Source organism: Nocardia sp. NPDC058114 (genome assembly GCF_042884695.1).
In the GTDB taxonomy this organism is placed as follows: Bacteria; Actinomycetota; Actinomycetes; order Mycobacteriales; family Mycobacteriaceae; genus Nocardia.
The window spans coordinates 792,628-806,545 of the sequence record NZ_JBHVTK010000003.1; the positions used below are offsets into that span (position 1 = coordinate 792,628).

Below are 13,918 nucleotides of genomic sequence, written 5' to 3' on the forward strand. Positions count from 1 at the left end.
CGGCGGTAGCGTCGGTGATGCGAGTCGCGTCGGTGTGATTCGTACGGGAGGTCCTGACCGTGACTGAGCTATTCAGTGCGAGAGGGCCGGCACCTGGCCCTCGTGGCGGTTGACTCAGCGTCAAACGCCCACAAGGACGGACCGGTCCAGCGAGATCGTTCGCACGGGTGCCGTGCGAACACATAAGGAGCCCACCGTGACTGCTGCACGCTCCGTTTCCGCTTCCGCGAAGCACACGGCCTCGGCCTCGGCCTCGAGCAATTCGGCCTCGAAGAAAGGGGCTCGCCCCTCACGTTCCGGTCGCAAGACTTTCGTCGTAGACACCTCTGTACTCCTGTCGGATCCCTGGGCCGTCACCCGGTTCGGGGAACACAGTGTGGTCCTGCCCCTGGTCGTGATCAGTGAGTTGGAGGCGAAACGGCACCACCACGAGCTCGGCTGGTTCGCCCGCGAAGCTCTGCGCATGCTCGACGACCTGCGTGTGCAGCACGGCAGGCTCGACCAGGCGCTGCCCATCGGCACCGACGGCGGCACCCTGCAGGTAGAGCTCAACCACACCGATTCGTCGGTGCTACCCGCCGGATTCCGTTCCGACACCAACGATTCCCGCATCCTGGCCTGCGCGCTGAACTTCTCGGCCGAGGGCGAGGACGTGGTGCTGGTGTCGAAGGACATCCCGCTGCGCGTCAAGGCGAGCGCGGTCGGCTTGTCCGCCGACGAGTACCACGCGCAGGACGTGGTGACCTCCGGCTGGAGCGGGATGGTGGAACTCGACGTCGCGGGCGCGCAGATCGACCAGCTCTACACCGATTCGGTGATCGACCTCGACGATGCGCGAGAGTTGCCGTGCCACACCGGTGTTCGGTTGCTGGGCAGCAGCTCGAGCGCGCTGGGCCGGGTTACCGCGGACAAGCGGATCCAGCTGGTCAGGGAGCGGGAGGCCTTCGGGCTGCACGGGCGTTCGGCCGAACAGCGCATCGCCCTCGATCTGCTGCTCGACGAGAGCATCGGGATCGTGTCGATGGGTGGGCGCGCCGGTACCGGCAAGTCTGCCTTGGCGTTGACCGCCGGACTCGAGGCGGTGCTCGAGCGGCGCACCCAGCGCAAGGTGGTCGTGTTCCGGCCGCTGTATGCGGTGGGCGGGCAGGAACTGGGCTATCTGCCGGGTTCGGAGAGCGAGAAGATGGGCCCGTGGGCGCAGGCTGTCTTCGACACGCTCGACGGGCTGGCCAGCCGCGAGGTGCTCGAGGAGGTGCTCAGTCGCGACATGCTCGAAGTGCTGCCGCTGACCCACATTCGAGGGCGGTCGCTGCACGATTCGTTCGTGATCGTCGACGAGGCGCAGTCGCTCGAGCGCAATGTGCTGCTGACGGTGCTGAGCCGCCTCGGCACGGGTTCTCGGGTGGTGCTCACCCACGATGTCGCCCAGCGCGACAATCTGCGGGTCGGCAGGCACGACGGTGTGGCCGCGGTGATCGAAAAGCTCAAGGGGCACCCGCTTTTCGCGCACATCACCCTCACCCGCAGTGAGCGCTCGCCGATCGCGGCGCTGGTCACCGAGATGCTCGAGGAGTACGGACCGAACGCGTAATCGTCGGCAATCGGGCCGCGTCGCGGCCGGAATCCGTTTGATTACTGCAAACAGTGGGTAATATCCGCTCCGACACCAATCCAGCAACGGCTCGGCGAACACTGTTCCGCCGGGCCGTTGCGGATGTCGGCCAGGCTCCATTCCGGGGGCACCCCCGGGGGCCACTCGCGAGAGGATGGATATGAACCACTTCGCTCGACGTACTGCTGCCGGGAGCGCCGCGGTCCTAGCCGCGGCGGGTCTGCTGCTCGCTGCCGGCTGCAGCGATGACGACAAGGACAAGGCAAACGACGCCGTCGCCTCGGTGACCTCCGCGATCGGCGCCCCGGGTGGCAGCGCCACCACCGAGCCCGGGATGGGCGGGATGACCACCACCCCCGGTTCGGAAACCACCTCCGGTTCCGAGACAACGTCAGGCGCGGCCACCACCAGTGGGGCGGCGGGCGAATCGACCACCGTCTCCACCCCGAACGGTGACATCGTGATCGCCGGCGAGGTGTACAAGAAGTACGTGGCGGCCGGCGGCGCCAGCAGCCCGCTCGGCGCACCGGAGGAAGCCCAGGAATCCGGCCCCGACGGCGGCGAGTACCAGGACTTCACCGGCGGCACCATCTACTGGAGCAAGGATACCGGCGCCCACATCGTGTGGGGTGACATCCGCGAGGCATGGGAGGAGAACGGCGGCGCCAACGGCACGCTGGGCTACCCGACGAGCGACGAGAAGACCATCGCCGGAGGCAAGCAGAGCGACTTCACCGGTGGCACCATCACCTGGGTCAACGGCGAGACCACGGTGACCCCGAAGTAGTCGGGCCTTACGTCAGCGTCGCGCTCCGCCCAGCGCGGGGACCCGGTTCACCCCGTAGGTCCCCGCGCTTGCGCACGAGGTACTAAGTTGTCGGGGTGCAGAAAACTTTGACCGACCGCGAGCTGCTGGATTCGCTCGCGGACGAGGTGGAAATCAACCTGCGTCGCCATATCGAGGTGGCCGACGGCTGGCAGCCGCACGAGCAGGTGCCGTGGTCGGACGGGCGCAACTTCGCCTTCCTCGGCGGCGAGGACTGGACCCCGGAACAGTCCGAGCTCAGTGATACCGCCCGGCTCGCGCTGACCGTGAGTGTCCTGGTCGCCGACAATCTGCCCTCCTACCACCGTGAGCTCGGCAAGCACCTGCGCACCGGCCCCTGGTGGCGCTGGGTCGGCCGGTGGACGGCGGAGGAGAACCGCCACGAGATCATGATCCGCAACTACCTCATGCTCACGCGTGCGGTGGACCCGGTCGCGCTCGAGCGGGCTCGCATGCAGCACATGACCGACGGTTTCAACCGCCCCCCGATGCACCTGATCGACGTGCTGGCCACCTGCGCGTTCGAAGAGGCCGCTGCCGCGATCCGTCATCGCAACACCGCCGCGATCGGCGAGAACCCGATCGTCACCGCGATGGCCGAGAAGCTGGCCGCCGACGACGAACTGCAGGCCGAGTTCTTCGCCGTGCTCGTCGCCGCCGCCCTCGACCTGGTTCCCGATCAGGCAGTGCGCGCGATCGCCGATCGGGTCGCCGACTTCCGGGTACCGCACGTGGATCTGCCCGGTGGCGGATCCAGCGACGAGGCGCTGGCCGAGGCGGGCATCTACGACCCCGCGAAGGAGGGTGAGCTGGTGTTCAAGCCGCTGCTGCAGCGCTGGAACATCTTCTCCCGCACCGACTTCAGCGAAGAGGGCGAAAAGACTCGCGCCGAACTCGCGCACCTGGCCTGACCTTGCACAGCGAACGGCCGTCACCTCCTGCGAGGTGACGGCCGTTCGGCGTTTCAGCGGTCGACGTCGGCCATCGCCAGCACGTCGAGTTTGCGATCGAGCTCTTCGAGCGAGAGCTTGTCCGGGACGAGCCCGCGGTCGATGACGGTCTGCCGGATCGTCTTCTTCTCGCGCAGCGCCTGTTTGGCGACCGCGGCCGCTTCCTCGTAGCCGATGGCCGAGTTGAGCGGGGTGACGATCGACGGTGACGATTCGGCCAGGGTCCGCAGGTGCTCCTCGTCGGCGACGAGCCCGCTCACACACTTGTCGGCGAACAAGCGAGAAACGTTGGCCAGCAGGCGAATCGACTCGAGCAGGTTGCGCGCCATCACGGGAATGTAGACATTGAGCTCGAACGCCCCGCTCGCCCCGCCGAATGCGATCGCCGCGTCGTTGCCGACCACCTGCACCGCCACCTGCGTCACCGCCTCGGGCAGTACGGGATTCACCTTGCCGGGCATGATCGAGCTACCCGGCTGCAGGTCCGGCAGCTGCAATTCGCCGAGCCCGGTCAGCGGGCCCGAACCCATCCAGCGGATGTCGTTGGCGATCTTGGTCAGGCTGACCGCGATGGTGCGCAGCGCGCCGGAGGCCTCGACGAGTCCGTCACGCGCGGCCTGGGCCTCGAAATGATCCTGCGCTTCGCGCAGCGCGTCGATTCCCGTGGTACGTACCAGTTGCGCGACGACCTTCGCACCGAATCCGGCGGGCGCGTTGAGACCGGTGCCCACCGCGGTGCCGCCGATCGGCAACTCGCCGAGGCGGGGAAGCACGGACATCGCGCGTTCGATACCCGCGGCGATCTGGCGGGTGTAGCCGCCGAATTCCTGGCCGAGCGTCACCGGCACCGCGTCCATCAGGTGGGTGCGGCCCGACTTCACCACGGTGCGCCACTGCTGCGACTTGTCGAGCAGCGCCAGGCGCAGATGGTCCAGCGCGGGAACGAGTTCGGTGATCACGGCCTCGGTGGCGGCCAGGTGTGTCGCGGTGGGGAAGGTGTCGTTGGAGGACTGCGACATGTTCACGTCGTCGTTGGGGTGCACGCTCACACCGTTACGGGCGGCGATCGAGGCGATCACCTCGTTGGCGTTCATGTTCGAGCTGGTGCCCGAACCGGTCTGGAACACGTCGATCGGGAACTGGTCGTCGTGCTCCCCGTTCGCGATCTCGCCCGCCGCGGCGATGATCGCATCGGCCTTCACCGGATCGAGCAGGCCCAGATCCTTGTTGACCTGAGCGCACGCGGCTTTCAGCAGGCCCAGCGCCCGGATCTGGGCGCGCTCGAGTCCCCGCCCGCTGATCGGGAAGTTCTCGACGGCCCGCTGCGTCTGCGCCCGCCACAGGGCGTCGACAGGGACGCGAACCTCTCCCATGGTGTCGTGCTCGATCCGGTACTGCGCGTCGTCGTCAGCCATAGTTCGACCCTAGGACGAGAACACCGCGAATGGTGGCCACACACCAGCGCGAAATCCCACATCCGCGGCAGGAATACTCGCCGGACTCAGTCGGTGGGCCAGACCGCGCACACCTCGTCGGCGAAGTCCCTGGCTTGGGTGTGGCCGGCCAGCGCGGCGCCGTGTACGCGCTGCGGGTCGAGCTCGTTGGGGCCGATGGCCTTGCGCGCGGCTTGGTCCGGATGGATCACCGTGACCCTGGCCGAGCCGAGGTGGGCGAGCTGGGCGGAGATCTTCCCGCTGCGGCGCGGGGTGAGAATGTTGGACGCGAGGCCGACGATCCGGTCGTAGCCCTTCGCCAGATCCAGATTCAGCGGGGAGCGGACCCCGCCGTCGAGGTAGTGGTGCCCGTGACACGACGCCTCCGGCCAGGCGAACGGGATCGCGCAACTGGCGTTGACCGCCTCGGCGAGCGAGACGTCGCTGTCGCGGTCGAAGACCTTCAACACGCCGGTGTCGGCGTCGACCGCGGTGATCCACAACGGCTGTGCCGGCCACGACTTCTCGGGCAGGCGTGAGGACACCGCCGCCAGCCGCAACACGGGGTCGATCGTCGACCTGCCGCGCGAAGCGTTCGCGACCCGGCGTGCCGCGCTGGTCTCGCTGGGCGCGGTGCCCGCGATGAACGCCCACGTGGCCAGCTGCTTGACCGAGAGCCGGTTCGGGATCTCGGCGTTGAGCCGCCCCAGCTGCCGCTTGTAGAGCTCGTCGGTCGACAGCGTGCTGCGAATTTGCGCCCCGACGACCGCGCCCGCGGACGTGCCGATCACCAGATCGGCCGACCGCAGGTCCACCCCGGCCTCTGCCAGTCCGGCGATCATGCCGATCTGCCAGCCGATACCGGCGATTCCGCCGTTGCCGAGGACCAGGGCGGTGCTGGGCGCTGCCATAGTTCGACTATAGGGACGCCCGGCCCCGGATCACGGTAGCGGCGGGTTCGCGCTGTCGTCGCCGTCGAAGTCGACCGAGGAGTACTCGCGCAGCTTCGTCAGGCGGTGGTAGGCGTCGATCATGCGGACGGTGCCCGACTTGGACCGCATCACGATCGACTGGGTCGACGCGCCGCCGCCGTAGTAGCGCACGCCGCGCAGCAGGTCGCCGTCGGTGACGCCGGTGGCGCAGAAGAACACGTTGTCGCCGGAGACCAGGTCGGTGGTCGAGAGCACCCGATCCAGATCGTGGCCCGCGTCGATCGCCTTCTGCCGCTCTTCGTCGTCCTTCGGCGCGAGCATGCCCTGCAGCTCGCCGCCCAGACAGCGCAGCGCGGCGGCGGCGATGATGCCCTCGGGGGTGCCACCGATACCGACCAGGATGTCGACGCCGGACTCGGGACGCGCGGCGGCGATGGCGCCGGCGACGTCACCGTCGGAGATGAGGCGGATGCGGGCGCCCGCGTCGCGTGCCTGCTGGATGGTGTCCTCGTGGCGGGGACGGTCCAGGATGCAGACGGTCAGATCGGACACCGACAGCCGCTTGGCCTTGGCCACGCGGCGGATGTTCTCGCCGATCGGGGCGGTGATGTCGATCGAGCCTGCGGCATCGGGGCCGACGGCGATCTTGTGCATGTAGAACACCGCGGACGGGTCGAACATGGCGCCGCGCTCGGCGACCGCGAGCACCGAGATGGCGCCGGGGGAACCCTTCGACATCAGGGTGGTGCCGTCGACCGGGTCGACGGCGAAGTCGACCTCGGGGCCGGTGCCGTCGCCGACGAGCTCACCGTTGTAGAGCATCGGCGCTTCGTCCTTCTCGCCCTCGCCGATGACGACGATGCCCTTCATGGACACCGAGCTGACGAGCTGACGCATGGCGTCGACGGCCGCGCCGTCGCCACCTTCCTTGTCGCCACGGCCGACCCAACGGCCACTCGCCATCGCGCCTGCCTCGGTGACGCGGACCAGCTCCAGCGCGAGGTTGCGATCGGGTGCCTCGCGGCGGCTGGGGGCGGGCGATGATGCCGTCATTGCGGAGTGCCTCCTTGGCGTTGGTGTTACGGGGGCATTGTCGCATTTCGAAACGGCACGCTCGTGCACGACCTCCTGCGATGACCCCTTGGCGGCCTGGTCAGGACTCGAGTGGATACTGGTAGCCGTGGCACAGACCAAGCACCGCATCTTCAACGACTACCGCGATCTGTTCTGGTCGTTGATCCCGTTGGTGCTGGCCGCGGTGGTATTGGCCGGGGTCGCGAGCCAGTGCACGGTGGCGACGAACGGCCCGACACAGGGTCAGATCCCGCATTTCGATGCCGATGCCGCGCTGACCTCCGACGCGAAGACCCTGTCGTTCCCGATCCGCAAGCCGGTGTTGCCGCAGGGCTGGGTGTCGAACTCGGGCAGCCGCGACACCATCGCCACCGCGGATGGCGGTGCCGTGAGCACGGTCGGCTACATCACCCCGCAGGGCACCTACATGCGGTATTCGCAGACCGATGCCTCCGAGGAGGCGCTGTCGCGGCAGCAACTCGGCTCTCGCTATCCCACCGGGACGCAGGACGTGGCCGGGCAGAAATGGGTCGTCTACACCGAACCGACCGAGGAAACCGGCTGGATCGCCGACCTCGGCGGCGTACGGATCCTGATCACCGGCGCGGGCAACGAGGCCGCCTTCACCACCCTCGCGACGGCGATCACGACAGCTCAACCGCTGGCGAAGAAGTAGCCTCAGCTGAGCCGGTAGGACCACCCGCTGTTGGGTAGCGCGGTCGAGGTGGCGATGGTGTCTTCTGCGTCGTCGGACTTGCCCTGGGCCAGGAGGCCGTAGGGATCGAATTCGCGTTTGGCGGCATCCTCTTTCGGGCCCCACGGCTTCATGCCGCCCGCGCCGAGGACGGGCGTGTGCGAGTTCGCGATGAACAACCCCGCCCGCTGCAACCGCTCGGTGGTCGCCGCCAAGTGCTGCTGGCTCTCGAAGGCGAAGACCGGTGAGCCCTGACACGACAGACCGCCGTCGATTCGCTTCATCTCCACGTGCAGCGGCCCCAACTCCGCGAATTCACGGTGGATGCCGACGATCGACTCGTACAGATCCCGCTGCGGGAACAGGGCCATCAGCCCGGTGAGTTCGTCGTTGTGCCGCTGGTAGCGCAACATCGAATGGCCCCAGGTGAACTCGTAGAGGGGCGAACCGTAGCTGCCCTTGCCCTCGAGGCACCGGTACCGGATCCGGCCGCCGTTGTCCTGCACCAGATCCTCCACATTCGGCACCGACTGAACGGCGGCCATCAGCAGCACCATCGACTCGCCGTCGGGAATCAATCCGGCGAGTTCGGGAAAGAACTGCGGGAGCGGATGCGCATGGGGCGAAACCACTTTCGTGAGCACACCGTCGCTGCGGCAGATGTCGACCGAGAAGCGGGCCGCCTGCGCGAAATCAGGGAACGAGACGACCAGTTCGTGCCACTCCCAAGCCGGGGCGAGCGGCAGTTCGACCTCGGTGATGATGCCGTTGGCGCCGTACGCGTGGTGCACGGTGTTCACATCGCGCCCGCGCAACTCGATCAGCCGGGGGTGTTCCTCCACCGTCATCACTTCCAGCGCGGTGATGTTGCCGGTGTCGCGCAGGATGCCCCAGCGACAGCTGCCGATTCCCGCGTGTCCGCCCGCGATGTAGCCGCCGATGGTGGCCTGGTGCGCCGTCGACGGATGCATCCGCAGCTCCCAACCGGACGGGCGGATCGCGGCGTCGATATCGGCCACGACAGTGCCCGCGAGCGCGCGCACCGTGGTCGGCGGGCGTCTGCCGGGTTCGCCGTGCCAGCCGATGACGCCGACGAGCGCGGTGACATCGATCACCGCGCCACCGCGCAGCGGCACACCCTGACCGAACTGGCCGGAACCGGCCCCGCGCACGGTGATCGGGATGCGATGACGCGCGCAGGCGGCCACCGCGGTGCGCAACTCGTCCTTGCCGCGCGGCGCGATGAAGATCTCGGCATTGCGCCCGCGCAACAGGTCTCGCAGGACCGGACTCTGCGCGAACCGGTCGCGGCTCTTGGTGCGCAGCTTGCGTGTGTCGGTGGAGAAGGTGATGGGACCCAGGTCGGCGCGCAGGCTCGTCAGCGAATCGGTGGGTGACATCGGCCGTACTCCGTCGTTCGAACTCTCCGCGCGTCGCCCGGAGGGCGATCCCTCGGCGAACCGACCCGGCATCAGCGTGCCCGGCCGGTGTTTCGCGGCGGTAAAGGTGCGATGTCGGTGCGCGTGCTCAGTCGGCGGTGTCGAGGTCGGCGCGGGACAGGGCGTCTTCCACGCGGCGGCGCGCACCGGCGAGATGCTGTTCGCAGCGGGTGGCCAGGGCTTCGCCGCGCTCCCACAGCACCAGCGAGTCGTCCAGGTCGAGGCCGCCCTGTTCGAGCATCTTCACCACGTTGATGAGCTCGTCGCGGGCGCGTTCGTAGCCGAAGGCCGCGATCTCGGCCAGGGTGTCGGCAGCGGTGTTCTCGGAACCGGCGTCGGCCACGGTCACGTCCTCTTCTCGTCGGTGGTCTCTGGCGTCAGTCGCTGGGTGCCCAGTGCCGCGGCGGTGACGGCTCCGTCGGCGACCCTGATGCGGAGCTGGCTGCCCGCGGGGGAGTCATCGATCGAACGCACGACATGCCGTTCGGGACCGGCGACGCGCTGCACGACAGCGTAACCACGGGCCAGGGTGGCGGCCGGACCCACCGCGGTCAGCTTCTCGCGCAGGTGCAGGGTGGTCGTCGACTCGCTGCGCAGCAGCTGGTCGACAGTGCGTCTCGCGGCGGTGCGCAAGCGTTCCAGCTCGTCGTGACGGTGGTTCAGCTCGCGCAGGGGATCGGCGAGGACCGGGCGCGATCGCAACTGCGTGATGGTGTGTTCCTCGCGCTGGACCCAGCCGCGCAACGCGGCCGCCGAGCGTGCCCGCATCTCACGCACCCCGGCCAGTTCGGCGGCGGCATCGGGGACGATGCGTTTGGCGGCGTCGGTGGGGGTGGCCGCGCGCAGGTCGGCGACCAGGTCGAGCAGGGGATTATCGGGTTCGTGGCCGATGGCGCTGACGATCGGGGTGCGCGCGGCGGCGACCGCCCGGCACAGTGCTTCGTCGGAGAAGGCCAGCAGATCTTCGACGCTGCCACCGCCGCGCGCCAGCACGATCACCTCGACCTCGGGGTCGCGATCGAGTTCGGTCAGCGCTTCGAGCATCTGCGGTACCGCGGCCGGACCCTGCACCGCGGTATTGCGGATGACGAATCGGACTGCGGGCCAACGGTTCTGGGCCACGGACAGGACATCGCGTTCGGCCGCGCTCGCCCGTCCGGTGATCAGCCCGATCGTCGCGGGCAGGAACGGTAGCGGCCGCTTGAGCCTGGCATCGAACAGGCCTTCGGCCGTCAAGAGGGCTTTCAACCGCTCGATCCGCGCCAGTAGCTCACCGATGCCGACCGCGCGAATCTCGGTGACCCGCAACGACACCGTGCCCCGGCCGGTGAAGAAGTGCAGCTTGCCGTAGACGACCACGCGGCTGCCCTCGGTGAGCGGCACCGGCAGCCTGCGCAACAGGTCGGGGTCGCAGGTCAGCGACAGCGACATGTCCACCGAGGCATCGCGCAGCACCAGGAACGCGGTGCGGGTGCCGGGGCGCAGATTGATCTGGGTGACCTGCCCCTCCACCCAGATGCTGCCGAGCCGTTCGATCCACTGGGCGACCTTCACCGCGACCGAGCGCACCGGATACGGCTGCTCCGCCGAATTCGCCGGAGCGCCGGCCTGCGCGACGCCGTCCTGAGTCATAGGTCAGTTCTACGCGCGGCCACCGACACAACCAAAAAGCGGCCGCCATCCGAGGTGTCGGATGGCGGCCGCTTCGACGGACAGTCTGTCACTGCGCCTGGACGGTGGCGATGCGGTTGGTGAGCATCGTGACGAAGGGGGCGCGGGCGCGGGTCTGCTGTTCGAAGGCCAGCAGCTGGGCCAGCTCCTCGACGGTCAGCATCCGCAGCCGGGCGCGCAGCTGGGCCAGCGTCATCGCGGGGTAGTCGTAGCGGATAGCGACCTCGGGGGCTACGACCTCCTCCTCGGTGGGCTCGTCGGCGGGCTCGATGACCTCTTCCTCGGTTTCGAGCAGCAGCAGCGACGCGGGCACGGCCTTGCCGTTGGTCTGCGGGGCCTCCGGCGCTTCGAACAGGTCGAAGCGGCTGGTGTGGCCGTTGGTGGCGGGCGCGGGCTCCAGGTCCTCGTCGAAGGTGGCCCAGGCGGGCTGCTCGGCCGGAGCCGAACCCAGCCGCTCGAACACACCGTCACCCTTGAGCGCGAGGCTGGTGACGAACTGCTGCAGATGCATCGTGGTCTGCAGCACGCGACTGAGCGCGGTGATCGGGAAATTGACCGCGGCGACGGGCAGTCGCCGGGTCTCTTCTAAGGCGTATACGGCGGCGCCGGCGGCCACCCTGGCCAGGAACGGAGGTCGAAACATGACTCCAGCCTGCCGCAAACCGGGTGTGATGCAAAGGTCCACACCCCTGTTGTGTGACTTTCGCCCCTTGATCCGACCTGATCGGGCCTCTCGCGCGCACGTAAGCTGTGGGATATGACCTCGGCAATCCCCTTGAACGTCGGTATCACGCGCTCCGCGGGCGCGAATGCTGCCGGTGGCAAGCGCGTGCTGCTGGCCGAGCCGCGCGGCTACTGCGCAGGCGTCGACCGCGCCGTCGAGACCGTGGAGAAGGCTCTCGAGAAACACGGCGCCCCGATCTATGTGCGCAAGGAGATCGTGCACAACCGCCACGTCGTGGAAACACTACGTGAGCAGGGCGTGATCTTCGTCGACGAGACAGACGAGGTGCCCGAGGGCGCGCTGGTCGTGTTCTCCGCGCACGGTGTCGCGCCGATCGTGCACGAGACCGCCGCCGAACGGAACCTGCGCACCATCGACGCCACCTGTCCGCTGGTCACCAAGGTGCACCAGGAAGCCAAGCGGTTCGCCCGCGACGACTTCGACATCCTGCTGATCGGCCACGAAGGCCACGAGGAAGTCGAGGGCACCGCCGGTGAGGCGCCCGAGCACGTGCAGCTGGTCGACGGGCCCGACTCGGTGGACAAGGTGACCGTGCGCGACCCGTCGAAGGTGATCTGGCTGTCGCAGACCACGCTCTCGGTCGACGAGACCATGGAGACCGTCGAGCGGCTGCGCGAACGTTTCCCGACGCTGCAGGACCCGCCCAGCGACGACATCTGCTACGCCACGTCCAACCGGCAGACCGCGGTCAAGGCGATGGCGCCCGAATGCGATCTGGTGATCGTGGTCGGTTCGCGCAACTCGTCGAACTCGGTGCGACTGGTCGAGGTGGCGCTCGGCGCGGGCGCGAAGGCGGCGTATCTGGTCGACTACGCGCGCGAGGTCGACCTGGCCTGGCTCGACGGGGTGCGGACCATCGGCATCACCTCCGGCGCGTCGGTGCCGGAGATCCTGGTGACCGGGGTCCTCGACCTGCTGGCCGAACACGGTTTCGGTGAGGTCCAGCCGGTGACCACGGCCAACGAGACACTGGTGTTCTCCCTGCCTCGTGAGCTCCGCCCCACCCGCCGGGACGCGCCTTCGCAGAGCTGACCCGCCTGGGCTGAACACAGAAAATCCCCGCCGATCGATCTCGGCGGGGATTCTTCGTTCTCAGACGTTGTCGGGGCGACGTCGTTCCGTGCGGGCGGAGTCGGCGCGGTCTCGATAGCGCACGTTCGGCTGCGGATGCGGGGGTGCGTCGCCACGGCGGCGGGGGACCCTGGCCGGTTCGGGTTCGCGCGGTGCGGCGGCCGCGCGGGCGGCGCGGGGTTCACCGCGGGCGGCGCGAGGCTCGCGGGGCCGGGCCGCGGCGGGCGCCCGTTTCGGTTCGGTGGGCCGGGCGGGTCGGCGAGCCGGGCTCGCCATGTCGACCTCGGTATCGGCTTCGTCCAGTACCGCGGTGCCGCGGCGCGGCCGCTTGCGGGCGGCGGTGGCGAGGTCGGGGGCCGGCTCGGGGCGACGGCGCTTGACCGGCTTGCGTTCGGTCCGGCGCTCCGGGGCGGGGCGAGCGGTCTGGGGTGCGCGCTTGGCGATCGCGATCCTGGCTCCGCCGATCGCCAGCACCAGCACGGTGGCCAGCGCCATCGTCGGGAAGCGCTCCACCAGCGGGATGATCAGGTTCATCAACACGTCTTTGATCGACGTGGTGGCGCGGCCACCCAGCATCTGGCAGGCCAGGGGCACCGCGACGAACAGCAGCAGCGGCGGCATCACCATGGTGGAGAACAGGCCACGGAAGCGCACCGCGCAGACAGCGAGCACACAGCCGAGCACATACAGCGCCGAGAACGTGCCGGTCGGATAGGTCTCGCCGCCGAATCCGTCGATCAGGAACCCGAGACCTGTCGCACCCGCGGCGAGCAGAATCGCGGCCCAGGCGGGGATGCCGGGTACCGAGGGCACGATCGAACGTTGCGGCGCGGGCACCCGGGGTCGCGCACGTTGGGAAGCAGCCACACTATGACACTAACTGCACATCGGCCCTGTGGGCGCCACGGCACGGGGATCTCAGACGCGATCCTCGACGTCGGCGAACGCGACGACGCGTGGTCGGGTCTCGGTGAGCCGGATTGCCGGGAGCTCCTGATCGGCGATGCCGAGATCGTGCATCCGGCGCGCGGTGACCATGACCCGCGACTCCACCGAACCCACGGTCGCGTTGAAAGCCGCTACGGCCTTACCGAGATTCACGCCCAGATTGTCCAGATGCTCGGCGACCTTGCCCAACCGGGTGTAGAGCTCCTTGCCCAGTTGCTGCACCGTTGCCATATCGCGCGAGAGCGCTTCCTGCCGCCAGCTGAACGCCACCGTCCGCAGCAGCGCGATCAATGTAGTGGGGGTTGCCAGGATCACGTTCCGGCCGAACGCGTACTCCAAGAGGTCGGCATCGGTGGTGAGCGCGGCGTCGAGGAACGGGTCGCCGGGCACGAACAGTACGACGAACTCCGGTGCCGGATCGAAGGCAGCCCAGTACGCCTTGTCAGCCAATTGGTCGACGTGGGCGCGCAGGTGTTTGGCGTGGCGGGCCAGCAATGGGGTGCGTGCGCCGGGGTCGTCGGTG

General features: G+C 68.6%; 14 protein-coding genes. 5 read left to right on the forward strand and 9 right to left on the reverse strand.

Annotated features, from left to right (window positions below):
* Positions 1-196 precede the first annotated feature (196 nt).
* The 3 genes from ACFVVI_RS16085 (at position 197) to ACFVVI_RS16095 (ending at position 3,349) form a co-directional block, all read left to right on the forward strand.
* Complete coding sequence (locus ACFVVI_RS16085) at positions 197-1,591, forward strand: PhoH family protein (protein WP_378926338.1); 1,395 nt, start codon at positions 197-199, stop codon at positions 1,589-1,591.
* A gap of 181 nt (positions 1,592-1,772) precedes the next feature.
* A complete protein-coding gene (locus tag ACFVVI_RS16090) occupies positions 1,773-2,399 on the forward strand; it encodes an esterase (protein WP_378993030.1) in 627 nt (208 codons plus the stop codon).
* Between the two features lie 95 nt (positions 2,400-2,494).
* Positions 2,495-3,349 carry an acyl-ACP desaturase gene (locus ACFVVI_RS16095; protein ID WP_387445872.1) on the forward strand — a complete coding sequence of 285 codons (855 nt, stop codon included), beginning with the start codon at positions 2,495-2,497 and terminating at the stop codon, positions 3,347-3,349.
* 53 nt (positions 3,350-3,402) lie between these two features.
* Here ACFVVI_RS16095 and ACFVVI_RS16100 read toward each other — a convergent pair whose 3' ends face one another.
* The 3 genes from ACFVVI_RS16100 to glpX form a co-directional block, all read right to left on the reverse strand.
* Positions 3,403-4,803 carry a class II fumarate hydratase gene (locus ACFVVI_RS16100; RefSeq protein WP_378993027.1) on the reverse strand — a complete coding sequence of 467 codons (1,401 nt, stop codon included), beginning with the start codon at positions 4,801-4,803 and terminating at the stop codon, positions 3,403-3,405.
* Between the two features lie 86 nt (positions 4,804-4,889).
* Positions 4,890-5,732: a patatin-like phospholipase family protein gene (locus ACFVVI_RS16105; protein ID WP_378993026.1), complete on the reverse strand. Its 843-nt coding sequence runs from the start codon at positions 5,730-5,732 to the stop codon at positions 4,890-4,892.
* A gap of 30 nt (positions 5,733-5,762) precedes the next feature.
* Positions 5,763-6,806: a class II fructose-bisphosphatase gene (glpX, locus tag ACFVVI_RS16110; RefSeq protein WP_378993025.1), complete on the reverse strand. Its 1,044-nt coding sequence runs from the start codon at positions 6,804-6,806 to the stop codon at positions 5,763-5,765.
* 127 nt (positions 6,807-6,933) lie between these two features.
* Here glpX and ACFVVI_RS16115 point away from each other — a divergent pair, with 127 nt between their 5' ends.
* Positions 6,934-7,503 carry a DUF4245 domain-containing protein gene (locus ACFVVI_RS16115; RefSeq protein WP_387445873.1) on the forward strand — a complete coding sequence of 190 codons (570 nt, stop codon included), beginning with the start codon at positions 6,934-6,936 and terminating at the stop codon, positions 7,501-7,503.
* A gap of 2 nt (positions 7,504-7,505) precedes the next feature.
* On the opposite strand, the gene ACFVVI_RS16120 is transcribed toward ACFVVI_RS16115, so the two are convergent.
* From ACFVVI_RS16120 to ACFVVI_RS16135, 4 genes are all read right to left on the reverse strand, one after another.
* The gene (locus tag ACFVVI_RS16120; RefSeq protein ID WP_387445874.1) at positions 7,506-8,921 is read right to left on the reverse strand and encodes an FAD-binding oxidoreductase; all 1,416 of its coding nucleotides are present in this window, start codon (positions 8,919-8,921) and stop codon (positions 7,506-7,508) included.
* Between the two features lie 127 nt (positions 8,922-9,048).
* Entirely contained in the window at positions 9,049-9,309 is a 261-nt protein-coding gene (locus tag ACFVVI_RS16125) for an exodeoxyribonuclease VII small subunit (RefSeq protein ID WP_378638114.1), read from the reverse strand.
* The gene (xseA, locus tag ACFVVI_RS16130; protein ID WP_378996600.1) at positions 9,306-10,592 is read right to left on the reverse strand and encodes an exodeoxyribonuclease VII large subunit; all 1,287 of its coding nucleotides are present in this window, start codon (positions 10,590-10,592) and stop codon (positions 9,306-9,308) included. The genes ACFVVI_RS16125 and xseA overlap by 4 nt, the downstream gene beginning before the upstream one ends.
* A gap of 88 nt (positions 10,593-10,680) precedes the next feature.
* Positions 10,681-11,274 carry a lipid droplet-associated protein gene (locus ACFVVI_RS16135; RefSeq protein WP_378996598.1) on the reverse strand — a complete coding sequence of 198 codons (594 nt, stop codon included), beginning with the start codon at positions 11,272-11,274 and terminating at the stop codon, positions 10,681-10,683.
* 114 nt (positions 11,275-11,388) lie between these two features.
* Between ACFVVI_RS16135 and ACFVVI_RS16140 the strand changes: the two genes are divergently transcribed.
* Positions 11,389-12,408: a 4-hydroxy-3-methylbut-2-enyl diphosphate reductase gene (locus ACFVVI_RS16140; protein WP_387445875.1), complete on the forward strand. Its 1,020-nt coding sequence runs from the start codon at positions 11,389-11,391 to the stop codon at positions 12,406-12,408.
* Positions 12,409-12,468: 60 nt separating this feature from the next.
* Here ACFVVI_RS16140 and ACFVVI_RS16145 read toward each other — a convergent pair whose 3' ends face one another.
* Both ACFVVI_RS16145 and ACFVVI_RS16150 read right to left on the reverse strand, forming a co-directional pair.
* Entirely contained in the window at positions 12,469-13,314 is an 846-nt protein-coding gene (locus ACFVVI_RS16145; protein ID WP_378996596.1) for a DUF6542 domain-containing protein, read from the reverse strand.
* A gap of 51 nt (positions 13,315-13,365) precedes the next feature.
* Positions 13,366-13,918, reverse strand: a 553-nt coding sequence (locus ACFVVI_RS16150) for a DNA recombination protein RmuC (RefSeq protein ID WP_387445876.1), incomplete at its 5' end; no start/stop codon positions are given.